Raw genomic sequence first — 14,527 nt, forward strand, 5'->3', positions numbered from 1 at the left:
TAATGCCATACGTAGCCCCAGTGAAAGATATGTTGTTTGTGATGAATGAACTAGCTGGGCTATCAGATGTTGTTGCCTACCCCTCCTATGCTGATGCTGGTGCGGATGTAGATTTAGCCCCTGCGATCTTGGAGGAGTCAGCCAAATTTAATCAAGACGTAGTGGCGCCCCTCAATTGGGCTGGCGATCAGACCCCAAGTTCCTTAAAAGATGGCGTTGTAACAACTACCCCTGGCTTCAAACAAGCTTTTGAGCAATACGCTGCTGCTGGTTGGCAAGGTGTCATTCATCCGGCTGAGTTTGGCGGTCAAGGCTTACCAAAATTGATCTCTACTGCTTGTTTGGAGATGGTCAATGCAGCCAATCTTTCTTTTGCACTATGTCCTTTGCTAACTGATGGTGCTATTGAAGCTCTCTTAACTGCTGCTAGCCCAGAACTCCAGGAGCAATATGTTCCGAAGATGATTTCTGGTGAGTGGACTGGAACAATGAATTTGACTGAGCCGCAAGCTGGCTCTGATCTTGCGATGGTTCGCTCACGCGCTGTTCCAGAGGGTGACGGTACTTACAAGATTTTTGGTACCAAAATTTATATCACCTATGGTGAGCACGATATGGCTAAGAATATTATCCATTTGGTGTTAGCCAGAACACCTGATGCACCAGAGGGCGTAAAGGGTATCTCATTATTTGTAGTGCCGAAGTTTATGGTGAATAAAGATGGTTCATTAGGTGAACGTAATGATGTGCATTGCGTTTCGATTGAGCACAAGTTAGGCATTAAAGCGAGCCCAACTGCAGTTCTACAGTTTGGTGATCATGGTGGTGCGATCGGTTACTTAGTGGGCGAGGAAAATCGTGGTCTCGAATATATGTTCGTGATGATGAATGCGGCTCGCTTTGCAGTAGGTATGCAGGGTGTAGCGGTGGCGGAGCGTGCCTATCAAAAGGCGGTTCAATATGCAAAAGATCGAGTACAAAGCCGCGACCTAACCGGTTCACCTGGCCCGGTTGCAATTATTCATCAACCTGATGTGAAGCGCATGTTGATGACGATGCGTGCCTACATAGAGGCATCACGTGCTTTAGCTTATTACGCTGCTTCTGCCTATGATGCACAGCATGCTGCTCCTGATGAAGCGGTTCGCAAGGCCAATCAAGCTATCTATGAATTCTTAGTCCCAATCGTTAAGGGCTTTTCTACAGAAATGTCGATTGAAGTGGCTAGTCTGGGAGTTCAAGTGCATGGTGGCATGGGCTTTATCGAAGAAACTGGCGCTGCTCAGTATTACCGTGATGCCCGCATCTTGACGATTTACGAAGGCACTACTGCAATTCAGGCGAATGACTTAGTTGGTAGAAAAACAGTTCGTGATGGCGGTGCGATTGCCAAAGAGCTTTCCCAAAGAATTGCTGCCACTGAAAAAGATCTAGCTGCCAGTGGAAGCGCTGATGCTAAAGCAGTGCTCAAACAGCTCACCTTAGCTCGTGCCGCCTTCGAGCAGGCCGTTGCATACATCGTAACGAATGCAAAGACAGATATTAAAGCTGTCTATGCTGGTAGCTTTGCTTACTTGCGCTTATCTGGCTTGGTATTGGGCGGCTGGCAAATGGCGAGGGCGCTCTTAGCTTCTGAGCGTCTACGCGATGGCGATCCAAAATTCTATGATGCGAAGATTGCTACAGCCCGTTTCTTTGCTGAGAATCTCATGCCTCAAGCACAAGCTCTAGCAACGTCGATTGTTGAAAGCGGTCACTCCACCAATGCCTTAGAAGTAGAGCAGTTCTAAAAGGGCGCAAAAGAGAATAAAAAAACCGCTCTTAAGAGCGGCTCTTGCAAAATGAAAGCTATCTGTAATTATTGGGATAGCTTTTTTGCTTCATGGATTTGAGAGATGAAGAATTGCTCAAATGAGACTGCTAAAAAAGTCATCATCACACCAGCACCCAATACCAAAGAGAAAATCACGGTCAGTATCTCGAGCCAGCCAGAGCGGCTGCGTCGGTGATCTTCAATGCCGGGATTAAATTGGGCATCCCACTTCTCATCTAAGCGAAGACCAAAGGCAATAGTGGTTAACCAGCTTGCTTCAATAGCCATAAAGCCAAAAGTAACGAGCACCCATCCTGGCGCCGAATGAAAGTGGGCGTCCTTGAGAATGACCCAGCCTACTGCGCCACCTATCAAGGCAAATAGCTGAACCCATGCCCAAAAAGATTTAAGTCCTTGTAGATAAAAACAATTGAGGCCGCTGCCCGGAAGGAGTAATCCGAGTGCGCAAAAAAGAAGTTTGGATTTTTTCATGAATCTTTCAGTGGTATTGCTAATGAATAATTGAGTGCTTATTTATTGTTGTTTGGCTTTTGAGTAAAACTGAGTACTTCACGATCAGTGCCGATCATGAGTAATTGATCACCATTGCGCACAATGCTGCGATAGTCATTTAACTCATAGAGGAAATCATTTTCTAATTCCATGCGCTGAGGGTTGCAAGCCATCTTGGTGCTAGCGATTTGCTTAAGAGAAAAACCACGGGCGTCTTCATCAAGGGTTGCAGTAAACCGATTGCATCCTGTCGAGCCGCTCAGCCGTTGTCCGCTAGCATCAAAAATGATTTGAATCGGGTTGCTGACATCGCCTTGCGGAATTTGGCGGGTGCGCACCTCTCCATTGCTATTGGGGGGTAAGTTCCAGCGGGTCAGCTCCCATTTGGTATTTTTGAGTTCGCTGCTTGGTGGGCTTATTTTGGCTCCACATGGAGGGATGACGTTTGCGCAGCCGCTTAAAAGTCCAAGACTTAGGCAAGAAAGTGTCAGAAAGAACCCTTTTGAAGGTCTTCTGAGGAAGTCTAAAAGTCTGGATTTAAGGACCATATTTACCTAAGTTATTGTTTTTAAAATATATTTTATCTAAGTAGACATTCTATTCTACTGTCTTAGATGCTTAAATAGGTGGAAGAAGTAGGGGTTTTCGTCTAGAATATGAGGTTTTCCGCTCTACCGTATCTTTATTTGGTGAGCTGGAGCCCAAGGTTTTTTGTAGAAATTTCATTGGGTTGTAATCAACCTGTTTTCATTTTAGATTTTAAGGAATAAGTATGGTCGTCATTCGACTGGCACGCGGCGGTTCTAAGAAGCGCCCTTTTTACAGCATTGTTGCTACTGATAAACGCAACCGTCGTGACTCGAATTTCATCGAGCGTATTGGTTACTTCAATCCACAAGCAGCGGCAACTGAGCAAGCAATGCGTATTGCTCAAGACCGTTTGACTTACTGGACTGGTGTTGGCGCGCAGGTTTCCCCAACAGTAGTTCGTTTGATCAAAAACAATCCAGCTGTTTAATATTCGATTGCTAAAAACTTCATCTATGTGATGAGGTTTTTAGCGGCAGAATTTATAGTAGTTCTATTTTGGGAAAATAAGGTGTCTTACAAATGAGTACGCCTTCCCTGAATGATTTGATTGAACTTGGTGCCATATCTGAGGCGCAAGGTTTGCAAGGCCAAGTGAAGGTAAGACCTCACTCATCAGAGCCTGTAGCACTTCTTTCTTCTAAATCCATTTGGCTGTCCCTGATTCCTCGTAGGGATGCGGGCGTTTCTGCGTCACTAGAGCAAGCCTCTTTGAAGCAATACAAAGTGAAAAGCGCCAAGATGCATAGCGGTAATGTGGTGCTTACTCTGGATGGGGTAACTGATCGTGATCAGGCACTCGCATTAAAAGGTTCTCGTATCTTGGTAGCGCGTGATGCCTTTCCAAAGGCGGATAGTGATTCCTATTACTGGGTTGATCTGATTGGGTGCAATGCCGTGAATTTGCAAGGCGAAGCCCTTGGTGAAGTGATTGATGTCACTGAGAATGGTGCACATGGTGTTATCGCGATTGGTAATCCAGAAACTAAAACGATTGTGTATTTGGTTCCGTTTGTAAAAGAAGTAGTGCAAAACGTCGACTTGCCAAATAAAACGATTACTCTTGATTGGCAGTCTGACTGGCAATAAGAACGCAAAGATCAATTTCAAAATTAATTACCGATATGCGCTTTGATGTAGTCACCTTGTTTCCTGAAATGTTCTCTGCATTGACGCAGTGGGGCATTACTGGTCGCGCATGTGAACAATCCTTAGTCAACATTCATCTTTGGAATCCTCGTGACTTTTGCTCTGATCCTCGTAAAACAGTAGACGACCGTGCTTATGGCGGAGGACCTGGCATGGTGATGATGGCCAAGCCCTTAGAAGATACAGTCGCCGGAATTAAGGCGACCCATCAGGCGGCAAACATCAAATCAGGCCCAATTTGCTTATTGGCACCCCAGGGCGAGCGTTTTTCTCAGAAGATAGCGGCAGATATCCTGGATTACGGGAATTTGAGCTTTATTTGTGGTCGATATGAGGCTATTGACCAACGTTTTGTCGACCGAAACGTCGATTTACAGCTTTCTATCGGTGATTTTGTGCTTTCTGGGGGCGAAATTCCCGCTATGGCGATGATGGATGCGGTGATTAGATTGATTCCAGGGGCGCTTGGAGATGGCGAATCTGCCGCCCAGGATAGCTTTATGAACGGTCTTTTGGACTATCCGCACTACACTCGCCCCGAAATATATGAAAATTTATCCGTCCCGGACGTGCTTTTGGGCGGACATCACGCTAAAATAGCGGATTGGCGTCGGCAGAAGTCTATAGAGCTGACGTTCAGGTTAAGGCCGGACTTAATTGAATCGGCTAGAGCCAAAGGGTTGCTAACCCGAGAAGATGAACAATTTCTTCGCTCTCTGTAATTACTTTCAGTAGTTTGCAGTGGTGAATGGGTGGTTTAGTTTTTGGTTTAGTGAAATTGTTTTAACTGCATCCTCTATTAGGTCCGTTGATTTAAATCTCGGGATTAAACGCTAATACGATGTTTAAGGATTAAAAATGAATTTAATTGAAAAAATTGAGCAAGAAGAAATTGCTCGCTTAAGTGCTAACAAGGTTTTGCCGAGCTTTGCTCCTGGCGATACAGTAGTTGTTGGCGTGAACGTTGTTGAAGGTGCGCGTAAGCGTACACAGGCGTTTGAAGGTGTTGTGATTGCAAAGCGCAATCGCGGACTCAATTCCAGCTTTATCGTTCGCAAGATTTCATCTGGCGAAGGTGTAGAGCGTACATTCCAAACTTACTCACCATTGATCGCTAGCATTGAAGTGAAGCGTCGCGGTGATGTACGTCGTGCTAAGTTGTACTACTTGCGTGATCGTTCAGGTAAGTCTGCACGTATTAAAGAGAAGCTTCCTGCACGTAAAGTAGCAGTAGTAACTCCAGCCGCATAATTAATGCTGGCTTGATTTAAAAAGGCGGCCTCGGTCGCCTTTTTTGTTGCCTTAGAATATGAATATGCCCAAGACCTCAACACCTGAAGATAATGCAATCAATGTTGCTGCGCCTCCAGGATTTGATGCGCAGGCGATTCCGATTCATGCAGTGTGTGCTGGTGAAAAAAAGGTAGCACCTGAATTTTTGGAGCCGTCAGGCTTGAAAGCGCGTTTGCAATCACCGCCCCAATGGGAGCCAGAGATTACCGATGAAAATCGTCATGTCATTGCGGCTGACATTATTGCTAAGCGCCAAGCCGTCGGAAAAGTCACTAAAGCAGCAGTACTGATTCCACTTCTATTGAAGGAAGATGGCCTATCCGTATTGCTAACTCAAAGAACCAATCATTTGCGCGATCATGCGGGCCAAATTAGTTTTCCAGGGGGTCGGATGGATCCAGGAGATCAAAGCCCAAATGACACAGCTTTGCGCGAGAGCCAGGAAGAAATCGGATTAGATCCTGGGCGAGTGGAGATTATTGGGCATTTGCCACAGTATTTAACAGTTTCTGGCTATAGCGTTACTCCAATAGTAGGATTGGTCCAAGCTCAGGCAGAATATGTCTTAGACGAGTTTGAGGTGGCCGATGTCTTTGAGGTACCCCTGAGTTTTTTGTTAGATCCCGCTAATCATCAAGTCAGATTGTGGCAAAGTGAGCAGGGTGGACGACGTTTTTATTCAATGCCTTATGAGAACCGCTTTATTTGGGGTGCCACTGCGGGAATGTTGCGTAACCTTTATCATTTATTAAAAGTATGACTTTCTTTTCTATTCTCTTCGCCCTTATTGCTGAGCAATACCGCCCAGTCACTTCAAGCCATTGGATTGCGCGCGTATGTGCTCGCTGGCTAGATTGGGTTGCTGCTGAGTTCGGTGGCAAGACTGAAGACGGTGCAAGCCCTATCGGTGCTCGCATGGCCTGCTTAGTGGCCTTCATACTGCCCACTTTTTTAGTCTTCATTGTGTATGTCACTTGTATGGTGACTTATCCAATCTTGGGTTTTCTTTGGAATATCGTCATCGCTTATTTGTTTTTTGGTTTTCGTCAGTTCAGTCATTCTTTTACTGCCGTGCATGAAGCAATTGAAGCGCATGACTTACCTGCTGCGCGTGCAGCCTTGGGTGAGTGGTATGGCCCTGAATTAGATACTTCCAATCTTTCAGAAACTGAAGTGATTTCTTTGGCACTAGAGCGCGCCATCATTGGTTCACACCACCATGTGTTTGGTGTGTTGTTCTGGTTCATGATGCCAATGGGCCCGGCTGGTGTTGTGCTCTACCGCTTGGCTGATATTGCCTCTCAACGTTGGTCAGAGCGTGGTGACTTTAACCTCAGCGAATCTGCCCGTCATTTCTTCTACGTTTTGGATTGGGTTCCTGCGCGCATTACCGCAATGGGCTTTGCTATTGTTGGCAACTTCGAAGGCGCTGTATATGGCTGGCGCTATCTTACGCAAAAGTGGTCAGACTCCTTGTCTGCAGTAATTTTGGCAGCAGGCAGCGGTGCATTGGGTGTGCGTCTTGGTGAACCAATGAGTGAGCCTGATAGTGATGAAGCTTTGCGGATGGCTGAAGCCGGTGAGCCGGTTATTTATGAAGTAGGTCTTGAGCCTACTGAGCGTACGATGCGCTCTGCCGTAGGATTGGTATGGCGCTTAGTTATCGCTTGGATGGCTTTGTTGCTAATGCTGACCATCGCTCTTTGGCTTGGCTAATTCCCTGAATTTGTACATCAGCTGTTTTTGAATCTGAGTGCAGCTGTCTAAATAGCGCCAGTCTTTCTGGCGCTATTTCATTTCTATCCACCGCTTCTCTAACCGCGCAATCTGGCTCAGTCAAATGCGCGCAGTTATGAAAGCGGCACTTACCTAGCAAGTCTTTAAATTCTCTAAAAGCGTGCTGCAATTCACTCACAGACATGTGCGCCAAACCAAACTCCTGAAAGCCTGGTGAATCAATCAAAGCGCCAAGCTTACCGGTCTCATCTCTGCCCCAAGCCTCAGGTAATTCAAAATAACGGCATGCAGTAGTGGTGTGTTTGCCGGTATCAAGGCGCACAGAATATTCTTGGGTCAGTGCGGCAGCATTTGGTATCCAGGCATTTAATAAACTAGATTTGCCCATGCCTGATTGGCCTACAAAGACAGAGACCTTGCCCTGCAGAGCCGTCCGCAAGGAATCGATTGAGGCTGGATCAAATTTGGCAGAGACTTCGCTGACTTGGTATCCCATGCGAGCATAGGGCGCGATGATTTTGCGTGCGTGTTCTAAATTATCTGTAAGGTCACATTTGTTGAGCAAAATATGTAGACCAATTTGATTGGCTTCTGCAGCTACTACTGCTCTTCCCAATAGGTCTGGTGAAAAAGCAGGTTGAGTGGCAAGCACTACCAAGATTTGATCTACATTTGATGCAATTAGCTTGCTCTTGAATGCATCCGAGCGATAGAGAAGATTTTCTCGTGGCTCAATTTGGATAATGCGCGCTTGATCAGCTGAAGTCATCTCAAGCAACATGCGGTCACCCACGGCGCCAATGTGTTGCTTCGCTGGAGTGCTGACTTGTATTAATGGACCATCAGGCGATTCTTGACCAGCAGCATCTGCAATTAAACGCTGCGCTAAATAATGCCTTCCGTAGGAGGCAATGAGTAGCGCATGAAATTGCTCCATCCTTATGAGCTAAATCGCTGTAAGTTAGCAATGCGCAAGGGCGCAGGCGGATGTGAGCTATAAAAAGCGGTATAGATCGGATCAGGCGTGAGGGTTGAGGCGTTATCTTGATACAACTTCACTAGTGCCGCGATTAAATCTTTTGCAGAAGATTTCTCGGCAGCAAATCCGTCCGCTTCGTACTCATGCTTACGAGAGGCTAGGCTAGAAAGTGGTGTGAAGAAAAAACTAAATACAGGAGAGACCAGCATAAAGAGTGCCAATGCAAGGCCACCGTTATAACCATTGAGGCTAGGCATCACGCCTAAGTCAGTGTAGAACCAGACTTTGGTGCTGATCCAACCCAATAGAGCAAACATCGCAAAACTGAGAGCGAATGAGACCAAGAGACGTTTACGAATATGTTTGCATTTGAAATGGCCAAGCTCATGTGCGAGAACCGCCTCTACCTCGCCCGGATTAAGCTTTTCAATCAAGGTGTCAAAAAATACGATGCGCTTGGCTTTACCCATGCCGGCAAAGAATGCATTGCCGTGAGCGCTACGTTTACTGCCATCCATCACAAATAGGCCCTGGCTCGCAAAGTCGCAGCGTTTTAGTAGTGCTTCAATCTGTGTTTTTAAAGGCCCATCCTCTAAGGCTTGAAACTTATTGAAGAGGGGTGCGATAAAAGTGGGGAAGATCCACTGCATGAGCAAGCTAAATGCTGTCAATACTGCCCATGCCCAAAGCCACCATAAATCACCAGCCTTAGACATTAAGGTCAGGATGACCCAAAGTAATGGAATACCAATGGCGCCGCCTACTGCCATTCCTTTAATCATATCCGTGAAGAATAGTTTTTTACCCATGCGGTTAAAGCCAAAGCGTTCCTCTAAATGGAACTGCTTGTACCAAGAGAAAGGCATATCAATCACGCCAGAAATGATCACGATGGAAACCAGCAGGGTAATTTGTTGAGCAATGCCTTCGCCCAAAAATTGCAGTAATGCTAGGTTCAGAATCTGTAGGCCACCTAATAGGGTGAAGCCAATTAAAATGATAGCGCTGACCCCATTCTCTAAAATACCAAGGCGTAATTTAGCGATGGTGTAGTCAGCTGCTTTTTGATGTTCAGCTAAAGTCACTTTTTCAGCGAAATCTGCGGGGACGGCATTGCGATGCTGTGCCACATAGCGAATTTGACGTTGGGAGAGCCAATGGCGTAAGCCAAAGCTAGCAATAAAGGCAATTAGAAAAACAATTGTGAATGTCATGAGATCATTATAGATATGAGCGAGCAAACTAACACTACAGCCACACCAGCATCCAAGGCAGCGCCAGCGAATGAACACCTGATTTGGGTGGATATGGAGATGTCAGGCCTAAACCCGGAAACCGAACGGATTCTGGAAATTGCCATCATCGTGACGGACGCCCACCTCAATACTATTGCCACAGCCCCAGTCTGGGTAGTACATCAGGAGGATGCCGTTTTGGATGCAATGGATGCCTGGAATAAAGGTACGCATGGGCGATCTGGTTTGATCGATAAAGTGAAGGCATCCACTCTAAATGAGGCAACAGCGGAGGCGGAATGCATTGCCTTTTTGAAAAAATATATTAAGGCTGGTATTGCTCCAATGTGTGGCAATACGATTGGGCAAGACAGACGCTTTATGGCGAAGTACATGCCAAAGTTAGAGGCTTACTTTCATTATCGAAATATTGATGTTTCTACTTTGAAAGAGCTCTGTAAACGTTGGCATCCTGAGTTGGTGAAAGGCTTCACAAAGAACCAGGCGCATACAGCATTAGCAGATATAGAAGAGTCTATCGAAGAGCTGAAGTATTACCGCGAGAAGTTTATTGTGCCTTTACCTCAGTGATTTGGCGGATGCCTTGATGGGAGTGACAAAAGAAAAGGTCCGCAATGCGGACCTTTTTATTGATGGTTAGCGAATCAAGCCCCGGTTTTCTTAAGAGCACTTTTTGGTCTAAAGACTTTAATGACGGTTTCGTCAGTTTCGATATACGGGCCGCCAATTAAATCAATGCAGTAAGGCACTGCTGCAAAGATGCCAGGAACAATCGATTTACCGTTTTCATCCTTGAGGCCTTCAAGCGTTTCTGCAATTGCCTTAGGTTGTCCGGGCAGGTTAATGACCAGGGCGGCATGACTATCAATTTCTCTGAGGACGGCTGTCTGTCTAGAGAGAATGGCAGTCGGTACAAAACTTAAGCTAATCTGCCGCATTTGTTCGCCAAAACCAGGCATCTCACGAGTGCCGGCTTCACGGGTAGCCTCAGGGGTGACATCTCTTCTAGAGGGGCCAGTACCGCCTGTGGTGAGCACTAGATCGCAGCCTAGCTCATCTACTAGTTCAACAATCGTCTCGGTGATGCTTTCAGACTCATCGGCAATGAGCCGTTCATGAAAAACACAGGGATTGCTCATGGCCTTAATAAGCCAGGTTTGTAGGGCAGGGATGCCTTCATCCTGATAGACGCCCTTACTGGCGCGATCCGAGATGGATATGAGGCCAATTTTGACCTCGTTAGGGCTGTTTCGTTTCAGGGCTTCTGTATGCTTCATGTTTCTATTCTAGCTATTATTAGGGTATGTTTACATACACATCCAACCAGTTTCAAGAAATCATCGATTTCATGCTTAAAGAGGCCAAAAGAAGGGGCGCCTCAGATGCCGTAGCGGAGATTTCAGAGGGTCAGGGCCTCTCCGTTACCGTTCGCAAGGGTGAGGTCGAGACTATCGAGCAAAGTCTGGATAAGCAAGTGGGGGTCACCGTATTTTTGGGTCATCACCGCGGTAACGCCAGCACTAGCGATTTCTCTAAAGCATCATTAAAGGCAACAGTAGATGCTGCCTATCACATCGCACAACACACGGCAGAGGATTTATGTGCGGGTCCTGCTGAGGCTGAGCTCTTAGAAAAAAATCCGTTGGATTTAGATTTGTTTCATCCATGGAATATTGATGCAGCTGCTGCCGTAGAAATAGCACGTAGTGCTGAGGGTGCGGCATTTTCAGTGAGCAAACAAATTCAAAATAGTGATGGCGCATCGGTATCCGCGCACCATGCGCATTTCATGATGGGAACGTCACATGGATTTATGGGCGGCTATCCTTTTTCTCGTCACTATATTTCTTGTGCGCCAATCGCTAGCGAAGGTGGCAAGAAGGCTCACATGCAACGTGACGATTGGTACTCTAGCTCCCGTATTCCTGAGGAGTTGGCCGATCCTGCTGCAATCGGAACGTATGCGGCTCAGAGAGCCTTGTCAAGACTCAAGGCTAGATCTTTGACAACTCGACGTTGCCCGGTGATCTTTGAGGCGCCGCTCGCTGCGGGTTTATTGGGGGGCCTGGTACAAGCTGTTTCAGGCGGCGCTTTGTATCGCCGCTCCAGCTTTCTACTCGATAGCCTGGGTAAGCAAGTGTTGCCAAAACATATCAGCTTGTTTGAAGATCCGCATCTAAAGTCAATGACGGGTAGTGCACCATTTGATGAGGAGGGCGTAAAAACTTCTGCTAGAACAGTTGTAGATAAAGGAATACTCGAAGGCTATTTTTTATCGACTTATTCTGCGCGCAAGTTGGGTATGAAAACCACCGGTAATGCTGGTGGATCGCATCACCTGACTTTACAAAGTAAGAAAACGCCTAAGGGTGGCTTACCTGCACTATTGAAAGAAATGGGCACAGGTTTATTGGTGACAGAATTAATGGGGCAGGGTGTCAATTACGTGACGGGTGATTATTCACGAGGCGCATTTGGTTACTGGGTTGAGAATGGAGTTATTCAATACCCTGTTGAAGAGGTTACTATCGCTGGTAATCTACGCGATATGCTGATGGATATTCAGTTAATTGGCAGTGATACCCTCATTCGTGGCACTAAAGAGACGGGATCAATCTTACTGGGCTCAATGACGGTTGGTGGAAAATAAAGCAAGACAATCAATACGGACTCTAAAAATAGTATCAATATAAAACTTCATTATTTTTAAAAGGGGTGACGGAAATGCAAAGACGTTCATTTTTAAAGAAAGCCACAATTGGTGCTGGAGCTGCGGCCTTAGCAGCGCCATCGCTTGCACAAAGCTTGCCAACTCTGAATTGGCGTTTGGTTTCGAGCTTCCCTAAATCATTAGATACTTTATTTGGTACGCCTGAAGTATTTGCTAACGCTTTGCGTAAAGCTACTGACGGAAAATTTAACGTTAAGGTATTTGCAGCTGGTGAAGTGGTTCCAGCGCTTCAGGTATTGGATGCTGTACAAAATGGCACCGTAGAGTGTGGACATACGGCAAGTTATTACTACCTTGGTAAAAACAGTGCTTTCATATTCGATACCGCTGCACCATTTGGTTTGACCGCACGCCAACAATCCGCTTGGATGCTGTATGGCAATGGTATGAAGTTAATGCGTGAACTCTATGCCAGTTACAACATTGTGAATTTCTTAGGCGGTCAAACTGGTACGCAAATGGGTGGCTGGTTTCGAAAAGAAATTAAATCACCAGAAGACCTGAAGGGCCTGAAATTCCGTATCGCTGGATTTGCAGGGCAGGTGCTTGCAAAACTCGGTGTAGTGCCACAACAGCTTCCGGCCGGTGAGATTTATTCGGCTTTAGAAAAAGGCACGATTGATGCTGCTGAATTTGTTGGACCCTATGACGATGAAAAGCTAGGCCTGGCAAAGGTTGCCAAGAATTACTATTACCCAGCTTTCTGGGAGGGTGCGGCCGGACTTTCTTTCTTGGTAAATAAAAAGCAGTGGGATTCTTTGCCGCCTGCCTATCAGGCAGCATGGGAGGCAGCTTGTTTCGAAGCCCATACCGATATGTGCGCAAAGTACGATGCGCTCAATCCGCCTGCATTACAACGCCTCCTGCAAAACGGCGCCGTACTTCGCAAGTTCAACACTTCTATCCTAGATGCGTGCTTTAAAGCAAGCCAAGAAACGTATGCAGAGGAGTCTGCCAAGAATCCGCAATTCAAAAAGATTTTTGAGGACTACCGTGCATTTAGAAACATGGAGGCGCAGTGGTTTAATGTGGCCGAGCAAGCATTTGCTCAATATAGTTTTAGTAAGAAACTTTGAGAGTTAAATCAATCAGCGTAAGGGCTCTATATGAGCCCTTTTCTTTTGAGTGGATCCTCCTGAGCTCTCTATTAAAGACTACACTCAAAGGATGATATTTTCACCGCAACCCATATGAATCTCTCGGAAATCTGGGTCCGCATTAAGCAGCATCCTTTATCTCGAGTAGGTCCGGGATTGGTGACGGGTGTAGCGGATGATGATCCAAGTGGGATCGTCACTTATTCTCAAGCGGGTGCGCAATTTGGTTTAAATATGCTTTGGACAATGCCCTTTGCATATCCTTTGATGTCGACAATTCAAGTCTTATGCGCTCGTATCGGTAGGGTGACTGGTCGTGGTTTATCCGCCAATATGAAGTTGGCTTTTCCGCCGGTTGTATTGGTTGCTCTAGTGTTGCTGCTATTGATTGCCAATGTTCTCAATATCGCTGCAGATATTGCCGCGATGGGTGAGGTGGCACAGTTGGTTACGGGTGTTAATTGGCACATCATGACCGGTATCTTTGTATTGTTGACTTTGGTTTTGCAGATACTGATTCCTTATCGCCACTATGTTTTCTTTTTGAAGTGGTTATCACTTTCCCTACTGGCATATGGCGCCGTCCTTTTTACGGTGCATATTCCTTGGGGTGATGTGATCTGGAGTACCTTCTTCCCTCAGTTGACCTGGAGTGCAGATTCGGCTGCAGTAGTAGTTGGAATCTTTGGCACTACTATCAGCCCCTATTTATTTTTTTGGCAATCCTCCCAGGAAGTAGAGGACATGAACTTGCATGGTCAGCCCAGTCTGCTTGAGCAGAAAAATCCCGAGGTGGTCACTGCAGAGCTCAGAAGAATTCATTGGGATACTTGGAGCGGCATGTTGTACTCCAATGTGGCTGCGTACTGCATTATTCTCGCTACAGCAGTAACTCTCCACGCTGCTGGTATACGTGATATCAATACCGCTGCCCAGGCTGCCTCAGCCCTAAGACCCCTTGCCGGAGAATTTACTTTTCTGCTTTTTGCGCTAGGCATCTTAGGCGTTGGGTTGATGGGCGTACCTGTTCTTGCTGGTTCAGCTGCTTATGCTTTATCGGAAGTATTTGGTTGGCGCTCGAGTCTGGAAGATAGTGCCGCTCAGGCAAGTAAGTTTTACGCCATCATTGCTCTGAGCGTGTTGGTTGCTTTAGCGATTCAATACTCACCCATTAGCCCTATGAAAGCCCTATTTTGGAGTGCGGTCATCAATGGGGTTGTCGCCGTGCCCCTCATGGTGGCCATTATGGTTTTGTCATCAAAACAGTCTGTGATGGGGGCTCATGTCGCCTCTTTGAGCATGAGGATCCTCGGATGGCTGGCTACGGGCTTTATGGCGGTAGCTGCTGCCTACTTATTCATAGCTTGGTAA

The 14,527-nt window shown here is 46.4% G+C and carries 16 protein-coding genes; 11 read left to right on the forward strand and 5 right to left on the reverse strand.

The window, feature by feature from the left end; all coding sequences use genetic code 11:
* The first annotated feature begins 2 nt into the window (after positions 1 to 2).
* Complete coding sequence (locus VC159_RS03325) at positions 3 to 1,790, forward strand: acyl-CoA dehydrogenase (protein ID WP_323472716.1); 1,788 nt, start codon at positions 3 to 5, stop codon at positions 1,788 to 1,790.
* Positions 1,791 to 1,858: 68 nt separating this feature from the next.
* Here the strand turns inward: VC159_RS03325 and VC159_RS03330 are convergent, their stop codons facing one another.
* Together VC159_RS03330 and VC159_RS03335 are read right to left on the reverse strand one after the other, a co-directional pair.
* Positions 1,859 to 2,305: a hypothetical protein gene (locus tag VC159_RS03330; RefSeq protein ID WP_323472717.1), complete on the reverse strand. Its 447-nt coding sequence runs from the start codon at positions 2,303 to 2,305 to the stop codon at positions 1,859 to 1,861.
* A gap of 38 nt (positions 2,306 to 2,343) precedes the next feature.
* Entirely contained in the window at positions 2,344 to 2,874 is a 531-nt protein-coding gene (locus VC159_RS03335; protein WP_323472718.1) for an META domain-containing protein, read from the reverse strand.
* A gap of 224 nt (positions 2,875 to 3,098) precedes the next feature.
* On the opposite strand from VC159_RS03335, the gene rpsP reads away from it, so the two are divergent.
* From rpsP to VC159_RS03365, 6 genes are all read left to right on the forward strand, one after another.
* Positions 3,099 to 3,344: a 30S ribosomal protein S16 gene (rpsP, locus tag VC159_RS03340; RefSeq protein ID WP_072583652.1), complete on the forward strand. Its 246-nt coding sequence runs from the start codon at positions 3,099 to 3,101 to the stop codon at positions 3,342 to 3,344.
* A 92-nt stretch (positions 3,345 to 3,436) separates the two neighbouring features.
* Entirely contained in the window at positions 3,437 to 4,003 is a 567-nt protein-coding gene (gene rimM, locus VC159_RS03345) for a ribosome maturation factor RimM (RefSeq protein ID WP_323472719.1), read from the forward strand.
* A 35-nt stretch (positions 4,004 to 4,038) separates the two neighbouring features.
* Positions 4,039 to 4,785 (forward strand): tRNA (guanosine(37)-N1)-methyltransferase TrmD, encoded by a 747-nt coding sequence (gene trmD / locus VC159_RS03350; protein WP_323472720.1) that lies wholly within the window; start codon positions 4,039 to 4,041, stop codon positions 4,783 to 4,785.
* Positions 4,786 to 4,921: 136 nt separating this feature from the next.
* Positions 4,922 to 5,314 (forward strand): 50S ribosomal protein L19, encoded by a 393-nt coding sequence (rplS, locus tag VC159_RS03355; RefSeq protein WP_215357851.1) that lies wholly within the window; start codon positions 4,922 to 4,924, stop codon positions 5,312 to 5,314.
* 64 nt (positions 5,315 to 5,378) lie between these two features.
* Positions 5,379 to 6,116 carry a CoA pyrophosphatase gene (locus tag VC159_RS03360; protein WP_323472721.1) on the forward strand — a complete coding sequence of 246 codons (738 nt, stop codon included), beginning with the start codon at positions 5,379 to 5,381 and terminating at the stop codon, positions 6,114 to 6,116.
* Complete coding sequence (locus tag VC159_RS03365; RefSeq protein WP_215357847.1) at positions 6,113 to 7,072, forward strand: CobD/CbiB family protein; 960 nt, start codon at positions 6,113 to 6,115, stop codon at positions 7,070 to 7,072. Before VC159_RS03360 ends, VC159_RS03365 begins: the two co-directional genes overlap by 4 nt.
* On the opposite strand, the gene rsgA is transcribed toward VC159_RS03365, so the two are convergent.
* Both rsgA and VC159_RS03375 read right to left on the reverse strand, forming a co-directional pair.
* The gene (gene rsgA, locus VC159_RS03370; RefSeq protein ID WP_323472722.1) at positions 7,017 to 8,030 is read right to left on the reverse strand and encodes a ribosome small subunit-dependent GTPase A; all 1,014 of its coding nucleotides are present in this window, start codon (positions 8,028 to 8,030) and stop codon (positions 7,017 to 7,019) included. The two genes, VC159_RS03365 and rsgA, sit on opposite strands and share 56 nt — an antisense overlap.
* A 2-nt stretch (positions 8,031 to 8,032) precedes the next feature.
* Positions 8,033 to 9,286, reverse strand: coding sequence for a M48 family metallopeptidase (locus tag VC159_RS03375; protein WP_215357843.1), 1,254 nt, complete (start codon positions 9,284 to 9,286; stop codon positions 8,033 to 8,035).
* Between the two features lie 15 nt (positions 9,287 to 9,301).
* Here VC159_RS03375 and orn point away from each other — a divergent pair, with 15 nt between their 5' ends.
* A complete protein-coding gene (gene orn / locus VC159_RS03380) occupies positions 9,302 to 9,898 on the forward strand; it encodes an oligoribonuclease (RefSeq protein WP_215357841.1) in 597 nt (198 codons plus the stop codon).
* 74 nt (positions 9,899 to 9,972) lie between these two features.
* On the opposite strand, the gene mog is transcribed toward orn, so the two are convergent.
* The gene (gene mog / locus VC159_RS03385; RefSeq protein ID WP_215357839.1) at positions 9,973 to 10,605 is read right to left on the reverse strand and encodes a molybdopterin adenylyltransferase; all 633 of its coding nucleotides are present in this window, start codon (positions 10,603 to 10,605) and stop codon (positions 9,973 to 9,975) included.
* Between the two features lie 26 nt (positions 10,606 to 10,631).
* Between mog and pmbA the strand changes: the two genes are divergently transcribed.
* The 3 genes from pmbA to VC159_RS03400 all read left to right on the forward strand — a co-directional run bounded on the left by pmbA (position 10,632) and on the right by VC159_RS03400 (position 14,527).
* On the forward strand, positions 10,632 to 11,978 hold the full coding sequence (gene pmbA, locus VC159_RS03390; protein ID WP_215357831.1) for a metalloprotease PmbA: 1,347 nt from the start codon (positions 10,632 to 10,634) through the stop codon (positions 11,976 to 11,978).
* Between the two features lie 74 nt (positions 11,979 to 12,052).
* Positions 12,053 to 13,135 (forward strand): TRAP transporter substrate-binding protein, encoded by a 1,083-nt coding sequence (locus VC159_RS03395; RefSeq protein ID WP_215357829.1) that lies wholly within the window; start codon positions 12,053 to 12,055, stop codon positions 13,133 to 13,135.
* A 114-nt stretch (positions 13,136 to 13,249) separates the two neighbouring features.
* Positions 13,250 to 14,527 carry a divalent metal cation transporter gene (locus VC159_RS03400; RefSeq protein WP_323472723.1) on the forward strand — a complete coding sequence of 426 codons (1,278 nt, stop codon included), beginning with the start codon at positions 13,250 to 13,252 and terminating at the stop codon, positions 14,525 to 14,527.

Origin of the sequence: Polynucleobacter sp. JS-JIR-II-c23, from assembly GCF_035011225.1 — a bacterium.
In the GTDB taxonomy this organism is placed as follows: domain Bacteria; phylum Pseudomonadota; class Gammaproteobacteria; order Burkholderiales; family Burkholderiaceae; genus Polynucleobacter.